This is a genomic window from Curtobacterium sp. GC_Cur_3 (genome assembly GCF_026544205.1).
Taxonomy (GTDB): Bacteria; Actinomycetota; Actinomycetes; order Actinomycetales; family Microbacteriaceae; genus Curtobacterium.
In genome coordinates, this window is the sequence record NZ_JALNUI010000004.1 from 35,273 (window position 1) to 50,059 (window position 14,787).

Sequence of the window (14,787 nt, forward strand, 5' to 3'; positions counted from 1 at the left end):
CGGAGCGTCGCGGAGCGACGACGACCGCCCACTCGGCGGAACGCATGCGGGGCGTCGTGCCCACTCGACGCTCGCGCTACCGCGCCACGGGGACGCGCACCGTGACCTCGAGGCCACCGGAGCGGACGTTGCGGAGGGACGCCGTGCCTCCTGCCCGTTCAGCGACGGCACGCACGATCGCGAGCCCCAGGCCGGAGCCGCCCGGCAGGGGGATCGTGCCGGTCGCCGGGTCGGGAGCCGGGCGGGACTTCCGGGCCTCGTCGGGTCGGGTGAAGCGGTCGAAGGCCACGGGTACGAAGGACTCGGGCACGCCGGGCCCGTCGTCGGTCACCTGGAGCTCGCCGAACTCGGGCGTGCTGCGCCAGGTGACGAGGACGCCGCCGCCGCGGGGGAGTGCGGAGACCGCGTTGCCGGCGATGTTCGTCACGAGTTGGGCCATGCCACCCACGTCGAGCCGGTAGCGGGCTTCGTCCGGACCCGGACCCGGTGCCGAACCGGAACCCGGAGAGGCAGCCGGCGGCTCCAGGTCGAAGTCGACCGTGATGTCCTTCGTGCTCGCGATCAACCGGACCCGGTCGACGGCGGCCATCACCTCGTCGCCCAGGTCGGACCACGTCGAGAGCGCCTGCTGGTCGGTGTCGCCGGCGCGCTCGGACTCCTCGATCCGGGACAGCGTCAGCAGGTCGTTCGCCAGCCGGGACAACCGCGCGACATTGTTCTTGGCGCGCTCGATGTGCTCGGCCAGCGCGGCGGCGTCGCCGGTGTCGAGCGAGGCGAGGTCGAGCTGCGTGGTGAGGATCGCGAGCGGGGTGCGCAGCTCGTGGCTGGCGTCGGAGACCATCTGGCGCTCGCGCTCGGTCGCCTGCCGGGTCCGTGCCAGGAACGCGTTGAGGGTCACGGCGAGGGACGCCAGTTCGTCCTGCGCCGGCCCGACCGGCAGCTCGGCGCGCTCGGGGGCGACGGAGAGCCGCTCGGCCTCGCGGCGCATCCGGTTCACCGGCCGGAGGGCGGCGGTGGCGAGGATCCACGACGCGACCCCGAACGCGACGAGGATCGCCAGCCCGGTGACCGAGAGCGTGGTGGTGAGGTCATCGACGACGATCGCCTCGGCCTGGGCGTTGCGGGCGGCGACGACGGTCCAGCGGCCGGCCTGGTTCACGGGGTGCTCGACGACGACGCGGTACTGCGACCCGGACACGTCGATGACGCTCGTGCCCGCGGCGGTCGTGGTCAGGCTGCCGAGGGCGTTCTCGACCCGGGACGGCATCGTGGAGAGCACGATGTCGCCCTTGGGGGAGACGACGGCGACGAGTTGCAGGTTCCCCGGCGGCGAGAAGTCCGGGTTGCTGTCGACCTCGAGCGTGGCCACGTACGGGTCGGCGTCGGCGTCGAGCAGCGTCCTGGTGGCCGACGCGACGACGCTCACCACCTGGAACCGCATCACCAGGACGAGCAGCACGATGACGACCGCGGCGATCGCCGTCGAGCCGATCGTGATCCGCGACCGGAGCGAGAGCAGCCGGAGCGGCCGGATGAAGCGCAGCACGTCGGGCGCGTCAGGACCCGAGCAGGTCGAGCCGGTAGCCGCGTCCGCGCACGGTGGAGATGGCGACCGTCGCCTCGTGCGACGTCAGCTTCTTGCGGAGGTACGAGATGTACTGCTCCACGACGTTCGGGTCCACGTGCTGCGAGCCGTCCCAGACCTCCTCGAGGATCTTGGGCCGGTCGACCACCGTGCCGACGGAGCGCGCGAGCAGGCGCAGCAGCGCGAACTCGGTGGGGCTGACGGCGACGCGCTGGCCCTGGATCGAGACCCGGCGCGCCTCGGAGTCGATGGCGACGTCGCCGACCTCGATGATGCGCGGTGCCCCGGCGGCCTCACGGCGGCCGAGTGCGCGGAGCCGGGCGGTGAGCTCGGCGAAGGCGAACGGCTTCGTCAGGTAGTCGTCGGCACCGGCGTCCAGGCCGAAGACCCGGTCGTCGACGCCGTCACGGGCGGTGACGAGCAGGATCCGTACGGGGTCCTCCCGTTCACGGATGCGCCGCGCCAGCTCGAACCCGGACATGCCGGGCATCATCACGTCGACGACCGCCAGGTCGAACGCGTTGTCACCGAGCGCGATGAGCGCCTCGACACCGTTCTCGACCGCGGTGACGCGGTACCCCTCGGCGGCGAGACCGCGTTCCATGAGGGCGCGCATCTCGTCGTCGTCCTCGACCACCAACAGCCGCATAGTGACCTCCTGGCACCCATCGTGGCATCGAACCGGCGTCCGGTGGTGTCCCGGCGGCGATCCTGACTGAATCTCGTCACAGCGTGCCCCGCGATCGAGGGACGTGAGGACTTCTTGCGTCGTTGCTAGGCTCCCCGGCAGGACGGGCTGTACCCGACGGACCGTCCTGTCTCTGGGGGACCCATGAACGACCACGCCGACCACCCGGCAGTCATCCGACTCCGCGCCGAGCTCGACGCCGCGTGGAAGGGCGTCGGAGCACTCGCGCAGCTCGAGGACGTCAGCCGCGACCGCGTCGTGGCCGAGCTCCGCGCCGCCGTGCCGGACGTCGCCAGTCGCGCCGCTCGCGAAGCCGGACAGGAGGCGGTGGTCGCCGAGATCCGTCGGTTCGCGGCCGTCGACGTGGTCGCCTCCGACCCCACCGTGCCGAGCCGCGTGATCTGGGGCGACATCGTCGGCACCGCCACCGTCGCGGCCACCGCCACCACGACGCTGTCGTAGGAGGGGCTGGCACCCCGGCGCCGCGGCACACCGGCGCGGCTCCGGTGCGCGGCACCGCGGGTCAGTCGTCCTCGCCGAGCAGCTCCTCGCGCACGCGACGGATGTCCTCGAGCAGAGCGCCGATGAGGACCCAGTGCCGGGAGTTCGGCCGGACGACCTCGAGCGGTGCCGTGAGCGCGGTCTCGGACTCCTCCACGAGGACCTCCGGTTCCGCCTGTGCCAGCTCCGTGGACTCGACCTGCCGTCCGAGCGCCCGCACGTCGGCGCCGATCCTGGCCACCTCGGTCGCGATCCGCCCCACCATCGGGTCGGCGCGGAGGTCGGGCGTGGCGGTGTCACGGATGGCTCGCGTCATGCCGGTGACCCGGGTGACGAGGACCCGCAGGTGCTCGGTCACGGCGACGTCCCGGTCGAGGATCGTCCGGTGTCGGCCCCCGCGCGGGTTCATCGTGAGCGACTCCCGCGCCGCGGTGAGGGCGGCGTCGGCCTTGGCGTGCTGCTGGCGGAGCGCCCTGGCCCGGAGCAGGGCGTCGTGCCACCGGTCGTGGTCCCAGCCCTCGGTGAGGCCGATCGCGACCCGCTCGAACGCCACCGCGGTGTCCCGCGCCAGCCGACCGACCGCCAGGTGCGCCGGCCGGAGCAGCACCGGCGGCACGATGACGGCGTTCACGACGAGGGCGACCGCCGCGCCGAGCACGGTCTCCAGCACCCGGTCGGCCGAGTAGTTCGGCGTGACCACCCCGGCGGTGAGCACGAGCATCCCGCTGATGCCGACCTGGGTCGCCGACGTCGGGGTGAGCCGGAGCGCCCAGGCCATGACGATCGACACGACGATCGCGACGAGCACGACCCACACCGCGTTGCCGAGCAGGAAGTGCAGCCCGGTCGCCAGCACGACGCCGAGCACGACGCCGGCGCTGCGCTCGAGGCCCTTCACGAAGGACTGGTTGATGCTCGGCTGGACGACCAGCAGCGCCGCGATGGCCGCGAAGGTCGGGAAGGGCCCGCGGATGACGAGTTCCGAGAGCAGGACCGCCGCGACCACCGCGACCGCGGTCTTCACGACCTGCAGGAAGGGGGAGCGGCTCGAGCTGCGGAGGCGCGAGACCGGGTTCACGAGGACCACGCTAGCCACGCATCCGCACGCCGAGCCGTGCACGAACGCGACGAAAGCGCACGGACACGGTTGACTGGTGTCGTGTGGCCGAATCATGAGCGCGTCATCCCGGAGGCCTTCGTCGGCTCCGGGACCACTGTGGTGGCCGCGCGCGCGCACTCGGTCGAGCCGTCGGGCAACGGGTACCTCTACGGGTACGAGGTCGACACCCTGGACCGCAACAACCTGCGCGCCACCGTCCTGACCTACGTCGACACCGGCGGCACCCACGACCAGAACAGCGCCCTGGTGACCGACCCCGCGACGAACGAGCCGGTCTCGGTCTGGGCGTACCCGAACGACCCCGGCCTGCCGGTCCTGCCGCAGGTGACCTACCGCGACGCCGTGGCAGAGCTCCTCACCACCCTCGGCATGCCGGTGACGAACCCCGTGCTGACGGTCGCGGCCTACCGCCCGGGCAAGCGCGCCGTGGTCCGGGTCGACGCCCCCGAGGGCACGCTCTTCCTCAAGGTCGTCCGCCCCCACCGTGTCGCCCCGATCGTCCGCACCCACGAGCAGTTCGTCGCGGCCGGGCTCCCGGTGCCGCGCGTGCTCTCCAGTCGCGGCGACGGCCTGCTCGTGCTCGAACGCATCCGCGGCGTGCCGGCGGGCAGCCGGATCCTCGACATCGCCGACGACCCGCGCTTCGTGGCGTCGCTCGCCGCGCTCACCGGCCGGATCGCCACCGTGCCGATGACCCAGCAGGCCCGAGCCGACGCGATGGACCACGCCGACTGGCACCGGAAGACGCTCGTCACGGCGCTGCCACAGGACGCGCTCGAGATCGACGAGCTCTACGACGCCATCGGCCGACGCTCGATCGGCTGGACCACGACGGACAAGCAGGTCGTGCACGGCGACCTGCACCTGGAGCAGGTCTTCGTCGACGAGGACGAGCCCTGGCGCATCTCCGGCCTGCTCGACATCGACACCGCCGGCTGGGGCTACCCCGTCCGCGACATCGGTGCCGTGGTGGCGCACCTCGTCGTCACCGGGCTGTGGCACCGCTCCCGGGGCGACGCCGACCGCGGCGCAGCCGCGGAACGGCTCGCCGACGCGATCGCCCGCGACTGGGCCGCGCGGAACCCCGCCGCGGCCCAGCGACTCGGACCGGCCATCGGTGCCCAGCTGTTGGCGCACGCCGGCGGCCAGGCGACCACGGGTTCCGCGAACGGCATCGCCACCGCGGAACAGCTGCTGCGGGCGACACGGGCAGCGCTCGCGGAACCGGCCCCGAGCCTCCCGGCCGACGGTCTCGGCCGTCCGCGGTCCGCACCCCGCGCCTGAGACGCGCGTTCCCACTCGCCACGCGCGATCCCGCCTGCCACCCGATGTGCGGCAGGTCAGAACGCGCGTCGTGGGTCGGAAGATCCGACTGAGTACGCGTGATTCCGCCTACCACGCGGGTTTCCACTCGCCACGCGCGATCTCGCCTGCCACCCGATGCGCGGCAGGTCAGAACGCGCGTCGCGGGTGGGAAGATCCGACCTGGGACGCACGATCCCACCCGCCACGCGCGGTCCGGCCCACTGCCACCGCCTGGAGGCTCGACGCGCGCGGGGTGCGCCGAGTCGCCTCCGTCGGTGGTCCGGGAGTACACTGACCGCGCACGCACCGCGTGCTCGCACGTCGCGTCGATTCCGGACACGGCACTCGACCGGTTGGCCGAGCGGGCACCGGATCCGCGACCGCTCCCGGCGAGTCGCGTGCGTGCGACAGCGCCGGATCCTCCGCGCAGATCGAGCCCATCGGACACCACCCGGGTGACCGCGACGGGCACGGTCGACAGCCAGACCGTCGTGGGGATCGGCGCACCGGTGGGCCGCATCGGCCCGCCACGGCAGCGGTGCGACGGACGCACCGACGACTTCCGCCAGGACGGCGGCTCGCCCCGGTCTCGGGACGGAACAAGGAGGAGCCTTGGCTCGATCAGGCACGCGGCGTGCAGCCGGTGGGACGCGGACCGCGTCACGCCGGACCCGGCCGCTCGACAACGACGGCGTCATCCCCGTGCTCGCCCGCGCGGTGCGCGAGGTCGAGGCGGCCGCCCAGCGCGGGCCGCTGAAGGCGTCGAACCGCACGAAGTTCCAGGCGGTCGCGCTGCTGATGCGCGAGGAACGCTCCCGCGTCAAGGCGGACACGACGCTCACGGACGCCCAGCGCGCCGAGCAGATGAAGCGGCTCGACGGCGTCGCGACGATCCTCGCCAAGACGGCGGCGCGCGACACCAGCGTCATCCAGCTCCTGGCCGAGGAGTCGCCCGTCACCGAGGCGACCCGCACCGTCAAGCGCGACATGATGATCGCCGGCGGCGTGGAGATGCAGCCGGAGGACCTCGTCATCGCGGCCGAGCCCGCGCCGGTCGTCACCGCGCAGGAGCGTGCCGTCGTGCCGCAGGCCGTCGTGCAGCGCCAGCTCGCGAACCCGTTCCTGCCGCCGGACTTCGCCCTCGCCGACCAGCCCGTCGCGCACCCGCGTCGCCTGGCGAACTGGGAGCTCTTCGGACCGCTCTTCAAGTCCTTCGAGTACGGCGCCGGTGGGGGATCGGCATCGATGCCGCTGCCCGACCCGACCTCCGTGCAGACGATCTCCGGCACCACGCTGATGCAGCACCAGGCGGAGCTCGTCGCCGCCGCAGCACAGGGCCACCGCACGTTCCTGCTCGCTGACGAACCCGGACTCGGCAAGACCGCGCAGTCGCTGCTCGCCGCAGAGGCCGCCGGGGCGTACCCGCTCCTCGTCGTCGTGCCGAACGTCGTCAAGACGAACTGGGCCCGCGAGGCCGCCCGCTGGGTGCCGAACCGCCGCGCGACGGTGATCCACGGCGACGGTGACGACCTCGACGGGTTCGCCGACATCGTGATCGTGAACTACGAGATCCTCGACCGGCACTTCGGCTGGCTCGGGGCCTTCGGGTTCAAGGGCATGGTCGTCGACGAGGCCCACTTCATCAAGAACAAGGACTCGCAGCGCTCGAAGTTCGTGCTGCAGCTGGCCGAGAAGATCCGCGCGCGCACCTCGTCGCCGCTGCTCATGGCGCTCACCGGCACCCCGCTGATCAACTCGGTGGAGGACTTCCGCACGATCTGGGAGTACCTCGGCTGGATCGACGACAAGAAGCCGCGCGCGCAGCTCATGAACGAGCTCGAGGACATCGGGCTCACCCCGGCCGACCAGGGCTTCTTCGCCGAGGCCCGTCGTGCCGTGATCGACATGGGCATCGTCCGGCGCCGCAAGGTCGACGTCGCCGCTGACATCCCCGCCCGTCGCATCGCCGACATCCCGGTGGAGCTCGACGGCGACGAGGGCCGCTCGATCCGCGACGCCGAGCGTGAGCTCACCGCGAAGCTCGTCAAGCGGTACCACCAGGCGCTCGACGCCCGCACCGGCCAGGCGCCGGTCGACGGCATCGACCACAAGCTCGTCCGCCAGGTCGCGCGGTGGGAGCTCGAGGACCAGGACGCCTCCTCCACCGGGGAGAACGTGTTCTCGATGGTCCGGCGCATCGGCCGCGCGAAGGCCCAGCTCGCGGCGGACTACGCGGCGCAGCTGGCGGCCAACGTCGGCAAGGTCGTCTTCTTCGCCAAGCACCTCGACGTGATGGACCAGGCAGAAGAGGTCTTCGCCCGCCGGCACCTGCGCACCGCGACGATCCGCGGCGACCAGACCGCGGCGCAGCGCACGGCCGAGATCGACTCGTTCGTGAACGACCCCGACGTCGCCGTGATCGTCTGCTCGCTGACGGCAGCCGGCGTCGGGCTGAACCTGCAGGTGGCGTCCAACGTCGTCCTCGCCGAGCTGTCCTGGACCAGTGCCGAGCAGACCCAGGCGATCGACCGTGTGCACCGCATCGGGCAGGAAGAACCCGTCACCGCGTGGCGCATCATCGCCGCGCAGACGATCGACACGAAGATCGCCGAGCTCATCGACTCGAAGGCCGGCCTGGCAGCGCGTGCGCTCGACGGCTCCGACGAGGAGGTCGTCGACTCTGGCGACATCCAGCTCGACGCCATGGCGGCCCTGCTGACGGAGGCGCTCGGCGGCTGAGCTGGGTGCGTGCGTGCTGGTGCGCAAAACACCGGTGTTCGTGCGTCGCGCCGCGGAGTTCCGCGGCGTGGAGCACGAACACCGGTGTTTTGCGTCCCGGACGGCGCCGCCGGCACCGCGCGTCAGATGCGCGACTGGACCTCGGCCAGGGATGGGTTCGTCGCCGTGCTGCCGTCGGGGAACACCAGCGTCGGAACGGTCTGGTTGCCGCCGTTGACCTCGGCGACGAGCTCGGCCGTGCCGGGCGTCTGCTCGATGTCGACCTCGGTGAAGGGCACGCCGGCCTTGGTCATCTGGTTCTTCAGGCGGGCGCAGTAGCCGCACCAGGTGGTGGTGAACATGGTGACGCCGCCGGCCTGGGGCACGAACGCGTCGCGGGTGATCGTCTCGCTCATCTCCACAGGCTAACCCGCCGTGTCGTGAGCACCCCCTGCACCCTGGTAGACAGGGGCATGTGACGGACACGCACCTCGAGATCGAGCGCACGTACGACCTGCCCGACGACGCCAGCCTCCCGGACCTCATCGGGGTCGGCGGCATCATGCAGGTCGACCACCAGGAGCCCTTCGAGCTCGACGCCACCTACTGGGACACCGAGCGCTACGACCTCGTCGCCGCGCACGTCACGGTCCGTCGGCGCACGGGCGGCACGGACGCCGGCTGGCACATCAAGCGCGCCGAGTCCGACACCGTCCGGCACGAGGAGCACTTCCCGCTCACCGACGACGCCGACACGGTGCCGGTCGAGGTCCTCGCCGCACTGTTCACCGAGCGCCGCGGCCGCGGTCTCCACCCGGTCGTGCGCATCACGACGACCCGCACGGTCACGCGACTCCTCGACGAGGACGGCGACCAGATCGCCGAACTCGCCGACGACCGCGTGAGCGCCGAGCGTCTCGACGACGACGCCCCCGCCGACCCTCGCACCTGGCGAGAAGCCGAGGTCGAGACCGTCGAGGGGGTCGACCAGCAGGTCGCCCACGAGTTCCTCCGGTCGCTCGACGGCCGCTTCGCCGCAGTCGGAGCCGGCCCCGCCGCCGTCGCGTCCAAGCTGGCACGTGGGCTGGCAGGAGCACCCGCACCGCGCCTCCAGTCCGCGGACAAGCCCGACAAGGGCACCGTCGCCCGCGCGATCACCAAGCGACTCAAGAAGCTGCGCTCCGCGCTGCTCGGCCAGGAGGCCCGGCTCCGCTCCGGCGACACCGCCGGCCTCCGCGAGACGGCCGAGACCGCGCTCGGGGTCGCCGCCGTCCTGCAGACGTACCGTCCGGCGTTCGCCGCGACGGAGGACCTGGACCGCGCCGCCGAGGCGGCGGACGCCCTGGCAGCCGTCACCGCCAAGGCCGCACTGGCCGAGTACCTGATCGAGCGGCTGCCGCGTGCCTCGTCGCCCGCGCAGGACGAACTCGTCGACGCGATGACCCGTGAGCGCATCCTGGCGTCGACCCGGGAGCGCCGTGACCAAGCTTCCCGCGACGTCGTGGCGTTCCTGCACACCGAGGCGTTCCTGGAGCTCCTCGACGCCCTCGACGACGCCGTGGAGCGTCCCGCGCCGACCGCGTGGGCGCTGCGCTCCCCGAAGCACGCGGCGCAGGACGTCTCTGCCATCGTCAAGCCCCACGTTCGGCAACTCGTCCGTGACGCCGTGGCCGATGACACCTCGGACACCGCCGCTGCGCGCGAGGCTGCCGACCGTGCCACCACCGAGCTGGCGTGGCAGGCGACCATGCGTGCCCGGATGGCGATGGACCTGCTCGGGGACGACGCCTTCCCGCACGCGCTGTGGAAGCGGATCGGTGCTGCGGCGGACGTCCTCACGGAGCGGGTGCGGTCGCTGTACGCCCTCGATGCGCTGCGGGCCAACGCGGCGATCGCGGAGCGCGGCGGTGAGTCGACGTTCGGGTACGGCGTGCTGGCGGGCGACCGGGTGCGCCTGGCAGAGGAGTCCTACGACGAGGCGGTGCACGCGCTCAACCGCGTGTGACGCCGGGGCGCGCGCGTGTGCGCGTGCGCTCGTGCCCGTCCATCGAGGGAGCAGACGGCGTCGTCTGCTCCCTCGATGTGGTTCGGGCCCTAGCCCGCCGCGATCGGCGCCGCCGAGGCCGCCGCGGGGGAGACGTCGGCCAGTCCGAGCGTGTCGAGGATCCACGCGAGCTCGAAGGCGCGCTCCTGCCACGAGGCGTAGCGGCCGCTGACGCCACCGTGCCCCGCGGCCATCTCGGTCTTCAGGAGCACCGGGGCACCGACCTCGCGGAGCTTCGCCGTCCACTTGGCGGGTTCGACGTAGAGCACGCGGGTGTCGTTGATCGAGGTGACCGCGAGGATCGCCGGGTACTCGACGTCGGTGCGGACGTTCTCGTACGGGCTGTACTCGCTCATGTAGCGGTAGACCTCGGGGTCGTGGAGCGGGTCGCCCCACTCGTCCCACTCGATGACGGTCAGCGGCAGGTCGGGGTCGAGGATGCTCGTGAGTGCGTCGACGAACGGCACGGCGGCCACGATGCCGGCGAAACGGTCCGGGGCGATGTTGGCGACGGCGCCCATCAGGAGTCCGCCGGCGCTGCCGCCCTCGGCCACGAGCTGGTCGGGGCTGGTGCGTCCGGTGGCGATGAGGTGGTCGGCGACCGCGACGAAGTCCGTGAAGGTGTTCTTCTTCGTCAGGGTCTTGCCGTTCTCGTACCAGTGCCGGCCGAGTTCGCCGCCGCCGCGCACGTGGGCCACGGCGAAGACGACGCCGCGGTCGAGCAGCGACAGGCGCATCACGCTGAAGCCGGGGTCGATCGAGTACTCGTACGAGCCGTAGCCGTACAGGTGCAGCGGCGCCGGGGCCTCGGCGTCGACGGCGTCCCGGCGCCACACGAGGGAGACCGGCACTCGGGTGCCGTCCTCGGCCGTGGCCCAGTCGCGCTCCTGCACGTAGTCGTCAGGGTCGTAGCCGCCGAGCACGGGCTGGCGCTTCAGCACCGTGACCTCGCCGGTCGCCAGGTCGAGGTCGCTCACCTCGGACGGGGTGACGAACGAGGTGAACCCGATGCGGAGCGTCGGCTGGTCCCACTCCGGGTTGCCGCCGAGGCCGGCGGAGAACAGGGCCTCGTCGAAGGGGACCTCGCGGGACTCGCCGTAGCCGTCGCCCTCGATCGGGATGATCGCGACACGGGGGAGGGCCTCCGCGCGGTACTCGATCGCGAGGTGGCCGGCGAAGGCGTCGGCGGACTCGATGCGTCGCTCGGTGTGGTGCGGGACGACGACGCGGCGGTCGGTCTCGGAGGTCGGGTCGTCGGCGGGGACGTCCACGAGCTCGAAGTTCTCGGCGCCGTCGTTGTGCAGCACGAGCAGGCGGTCGCTGCCACCGACGATGGCGTGCTCGATCTCGTACTCGACGCCCTCGCGCCGGGGCCACACGACGTGGAACTCGCCCGTCGGGTCGGCGGCGTCGAGGATCCACGCCTCGGACGTGATCTTCGAACCGAGCTCGATGACGATGTACTGCGACGACCGCGTCACGCCGATGCCGACCCAGTAGCGGTCGTCGGGCTCCTCGAACACGACGACGTCCTCGGTCGAGGAGGTCCCGACGGAGTGCCGCCAGATGCGGTCCGGGCGCCAGGAGTCGTCCACGGTGGGGTAGAAGACGTAGCGGCCGGAGGGGTCGAACGTGGCGCCGGAGCCGGTGTTCTCGACGACGTCGGGCAGGTCCTCGCCGGTGGTGAGGTCGCGGACGTGCAGGGTGTAGCGCTCGTCGCCGGCGACGTCCACGCCGTACAGCAGCCGGGTGCCGTCGTCGGAGATGTCGTAGGACCCGAGCGAGAAGAACTCGTGGCCGTCGGCCAGGGTGTTGCCGTCGAGGACGACCTGCTCGCCGGGGAGCGTGGCCGCGCTCTCCTCGAGCGAGGGCGGGGTCCAGTCGTCCGGACCGCTGATCGGGGCGCGGCACTGGACGCCGTACTGGCTGCCCTCGGCCGTGCGCGTGAAGTACCACCACTGGCCCATGCGGACCGGGACCGAGAGGTCGGTCTCCTGCACGCGGCCCTTGACCTCGCCGAAGATGCGCTCGCGCAGGGCGGCGAGGTGGTCGGTCGACGCGGCGGTGTGGGCGTTCTCGGCTTCGAGGTACGCGATGGTGTCCGGCGACTCCTTGTCCCGGAGCCACTCGTAGTCGTCGACGAAGTCGATGCCGTGGTGGGTCCGGGTGACGGGCCGCTTGTCGGCGGTGGGCGGGGTGGTCGCTTCGTGCTCGCTGCTCACCGTGCCAGCCTAGGCCGCGTCCTCGTGCACGAGCTCGCGGCGCACGCTGTCGCGCACCCCGACGGCGACCCGCTCGGCGAAGGCGTCCAGCTCGGTGGCGACCCCGGTGACCAGCCAGGCCCGGCCTCGGCGGCGCTGCGTGACCGGACGGATGGTCCTGGTGCGCTCGAGCGTGCGGACCAGGGCGTCGACCGATGCGGGACCGGACCCGGGCGGACGCCGCCGGACAGCGACGACGAGGTCCTCGGCGTCGTCCTCGGTCAGGACGGCGTCGCGGGAGAGCTCGGGGAGCGGCCAGGGGAGCTGCCGATGGAGGTCCTCGGCATGCTCGTCGAGCAGCAGTGCCGCCAGCGCCGCCTCGTCGCACACCGTCCCGATCGCCACCGCGAGGTCGGCGACGAAGTCGTGCACGAAGCCGGAGCGGTACCGGGCGAGGTGCTCGAAGTACCGCGACCGGTCGGCCACGAGTGCGGTGGCGACCGGCACGGTGATCGTCGTGGTGAGCCCGCGGCGGCGCAGGACCGCCCCGATGAGCGCACGCCCGACGCGCCCGTTCCCGTCCGTGAAGGGGTGGACGGACTCGAACTGGGCGTGCGCGATCGCCGCCTGCGCGACGGGGTGCAGGTCGTCACGCTCGAGGAACGCGACCAGGTCAGCCATGGCACCGGGGACGAGCTCCGGTGGTGGCGGGACGTACGTCGCGAGCCGCGGGCTGCCGCCCCCGCCGATCCAGTTCTGCACGGTGCGGTACCGGCCGGCGTCGCGGCCGTCGAGCGGGTCGTCGCGCATCAGGTCGTGGTGCGCGGCGAGGATCGAGCGCTCGGTGATGCGACCGGCGCCCGCATCGCTGCCCGTGCTGGCGTCGGCGGTCAGGCGTCGGAGTGCCGTCGTCGCGGCGACCATGAGCGTCGCGCTGCCGTTCGCCCGGACACCGACCACGGCGCGGGCGTAGTCGTCGAGGTCGGCGTGCTCGTCCTCGATCCGGGACGACGCGACGGCCTCGGTCCGTGCCAGCAGTCCGCCGAGTGCGCCGAGCCGGTCCCCGTGGTGCTGGTCGAGGTCCAGCAGGGCCGCGGCTGCCCGGTCGAGCAGCGCGAGGTCATCGGGAACGGGGACGTACCGGCGATCGGCGATGGGCGGCGGCACGGAGGTCGTGACCGCGGTGCAGAGCCGGTCGGCCCGAGGACCACGGCGCGAACTGCGCCAGGGGCGCTCCGCCGTGCCGTGGACCGTCCACTCGGGAGCGGGAGCGGGAGCGGGAGCGGGAGCGAGACCGGGGCCGTCGTCGTCCATGTGTCCTCCTGTCGTCCTCTCCGAGCGTAGGCACGGCGTCGCCCTGACCAGGCACTGTCGGAATGTTGTATTTCGCCTCGCCCGTCACCGGCCGTGGCTACCGTGGACGACATGACCAACACGTTCGCGATCACCGGTGCCCACGTCCCCGTCACGTCCCAGGAGTTCGACGGCGGTGCCGTCGTCGTGCAGGACGGCCGCATCACCGCGATCGGCGCGGACGTCACGCCGCCGCCGGGCATCCCCGTGATCGACGCCGCGGGCGCCTGGCTCCTCCCCGGCTTCGTCGAGGCCCACGGGCACGTCGGCATCCACGAGGAGGCGAACGGCCCTGCCGGCAATGACACGAACGAGCTCACCGGACCCAACCAGGCCGCGGTCCGCGCGATCGACGCCGTGGACATCGACGACGAGGGCTTCCGTGACGCACTGTCCGGCGGCGTCACCGCGATCGTCGTCAAGCCCGGGTCCGGCAACCCGATCGGCGGCCAGTCGGTGGCGATCAAGACCTGGGGCGGCCGGACCATCGACGAGCAGCTCATCTCCGACGCCGTGAGCGTGAAGAGCGCCCTCGGCGAGAACCCGAAGCGCGTCTACGGCGACAAGGGCCAGACGCCCTCCACCCGGCTCGGGGTCGCGAAGGTCATCAGGGAGGCCTTCGTCGACGCGCAGAACTACCGTGCCGCACGGGACGCCGCCGCCACGAAGGGCGAGCCGTTCGCCCGTGACCTCGCGAAGGAGACCCTCGTCCGCGTGCTCGACGGCGAGCTCGTCTGGGACCAGCACACCCACCGCCACGACGACATCGCCACCGCGATCCGCCTGTCGGAGGAGTTCGGCTACCGACTCGTCGTCAACCACGGCACCGAGGGCCACAAGATCGCCGACGTCCTCGCCGCGAAGGACATCCCGGTGATCTACGGCCCGCTCTTCACCAGCCGGTCCAAGGTCGAGCTCCGCGACCGGGGCATCCCGAACCTCGCGGCGCTCGCCGCCGCCGGTGTCCGGGTGGCGATCACCACCGACGCGCCCGTCGTCCCGATCGCCATGCTCGTGACGCAGGCGACGATGGCGGTCCGCGACGGCCTGCCCCGTCAGACGGCGCTCGAGGCCCTCACCGTGAACCCGGCGACGTTCCTCGGGTTCGGCGACCGCGTCGGGCGCCTCGAAGCTGGTTGGGACGCCGACCTGGTCCTGTGGTCGGGCGACCCGCTGGACGCCACCAGCCGTGCGACCCGGGTGTGGATCGACGGCACGCAGGTCTTCGCGTGGACCGACGGCGTCGGCGTCACCACGCCGCGCTGGTAGCGC

Annotated in this window: 11 protein-coding genes; 5 read left to right on the plus strand and 6 right to left on the minus strand. The window is 72.4% G+C overall.

The window, feature by feature from the left end; all coding sequences use genetic code 11:
• Positions 1-76 precede the first annotated feature (76 nt).
• On the minus strand, positions 77-1,546 hold the full coding sequence (locus OXR63_RS02875; RefSeq protein ID WP_267419930.1) for a sensor histidine kinase: 1,470 nt from the start codon (positions 1,544-1,546) through the stop codon (positions 77-79).
• Between the two features lie 10 nt (positions 1,547-1,556).
• Positions 1,557-2,234: a response regulator transcription factor gene (locus tag OXR63_RS02880; protein WP_194660744.1), complete on the minus strand. Its 678-nt coding sequence runs from the start codon at positions 2,232-2,234 to the stop codon at positions 1,557-1,559.
• A 183-nt stretch (positions 2,235-2,417) separates the two neighbouring features.
• Here OXR63_RS02880 and OXR63_RS02885 point away from each other — a divergent pair, with 183 nt between their 5' ends.
• Positions 2,418-2,735, plus strand: a complete 318-nt coding sequence (locus OXR63_RS02885) for a hypothetical protein (RefSeq protein ID WP_267419933.1) — start codon at positions 2,418-2,420, stop codon at positions 2,733-2,735.
• Positions 2,736-2,796: 61 nt separating this feature from the next.
• Here the strand turns inward: OXR63_RS02885 and OXR63_RS02890 are convergent, their stop codons facing one another.
• Positions 2,797-3,852, minus strand: coding sequence for an FUSC family protein (locus OXR63_RS02890; RefSeq protein WP_267419934.1), 1,056 nt, complete (start codon positions 3,850-3,852; stop codon positions 2,797-2,799).
• A gap of 81 nt (positions 3,853-3,933) precedes the next feature.
• Here OXR63_RS02890 and OXR63_RS02895 point away from each other — a divergent pair, with 81 nt between their 5' ends.
• Both OXR63_RS02895 and OXR63_RS02900 read left to right on the plus strand, forming a co-directional pair.
• Positions 3,934-5,178 carry an aminoglycoside phosphotransferase family protein gene (locus OXR63_RS02895; RefSeq protein WP_267419935.1) on the plus strand — a complete coding sequence of 415 codons (1,245 nt, stop codon included), beginning with the start codon at positions 3,934-3,936 and terminating at the stop codon, positions 5,176-5,178.
• A gap of 633 nt (positions 5,179-5,811) precedes the next feature.
• Complete coding sequence (locus OXR63_RS02900) at positions 5,812-7,938, plus strand: DEAD/DEAH box helicase (RefSeq protein ID WP_267419936.1); 2,127 nt, start codon at positions 5,812-5,814, stop codon at positions 7,936-7,938.
• A gap of 122 nt (positions 7,939-8,060) precedes the next feature.
• On the opposite strand, the gene OXR63_RS02905 is transcribed toward OXR63_RS02900, so the two are convergent.
• Positions 8,061-8,333, minus strand: a complete 273-nt coding sequence (locus OXR63_RS02905; protein WP_267419937.1) for a mycoredoxin — start codon at positions 8,331-8,333, stop codon at positions 8,061-8,063.
• A gap of 59 nt (positions 8,334-8,392) precedes the next feature.
• On the opposite strand from OXR63_RS02905, the gene OXR63_RS02910 reads away from it, so the two are divergent.
• Entirely contained in the window at positions 8,393-9,922 is a 1,530-nt protein-coding gene (locus OXR63_RS02910; RefSeq protein WP_267419939.1) for a CYTH domain-containing protein, read from the plus strand.
• Between the two features lie 89 nt (positions 9,923-10,011).
• Here OXR63_RS02910 and OXR63_RS02915 read toward each other — a convergent pair whose 3' ends face one another.
• Both OXR63_RS02915 and OXR63_RS02920 read right to left on the minus strand, forming a co-directional pair.
• Positions 10,012-12,183, minus strand: coding sequence for a S9 family peptidase (locus OXR63_RS02915; protein ID WP_267419941.1), 2,172 nt, complete (start codon positions 12,181-12,183; stop codon positions 10,012-10,014).
• A 9-nt stretch (positions 12,184-12,192) separates the two neighbouring features.
• On the minus strand, positions 12,193-13,476 hold the full coding sequence (locus OXR63_RS02920) for a Fic family protein (protein ID WP_267419943.1): 1,284 nt from the start codon (positions 13,474-13,476) through the stop codon (positions 12,193-12,195).
• 111 nt (positions 13,477-13,587) lie between these two features.
• Here OXR63_RS02920 and OXR63_RS02925 point away from each other — a divergent pair, with 111 nt between their 5' ends.
• Positions 13,588-14,784, plus strand: a complete 1,197-nt coding sequence (locus OXR63_RS02925; protein ID WP_267419944.1) for an amidohydrolase — start codon at positions 13,588-13,590, stop codon at positions 14,782-14,784.
• The last annotated feature ends 3 nt before the right edge of the window (positions 14,785-14,787 follow it).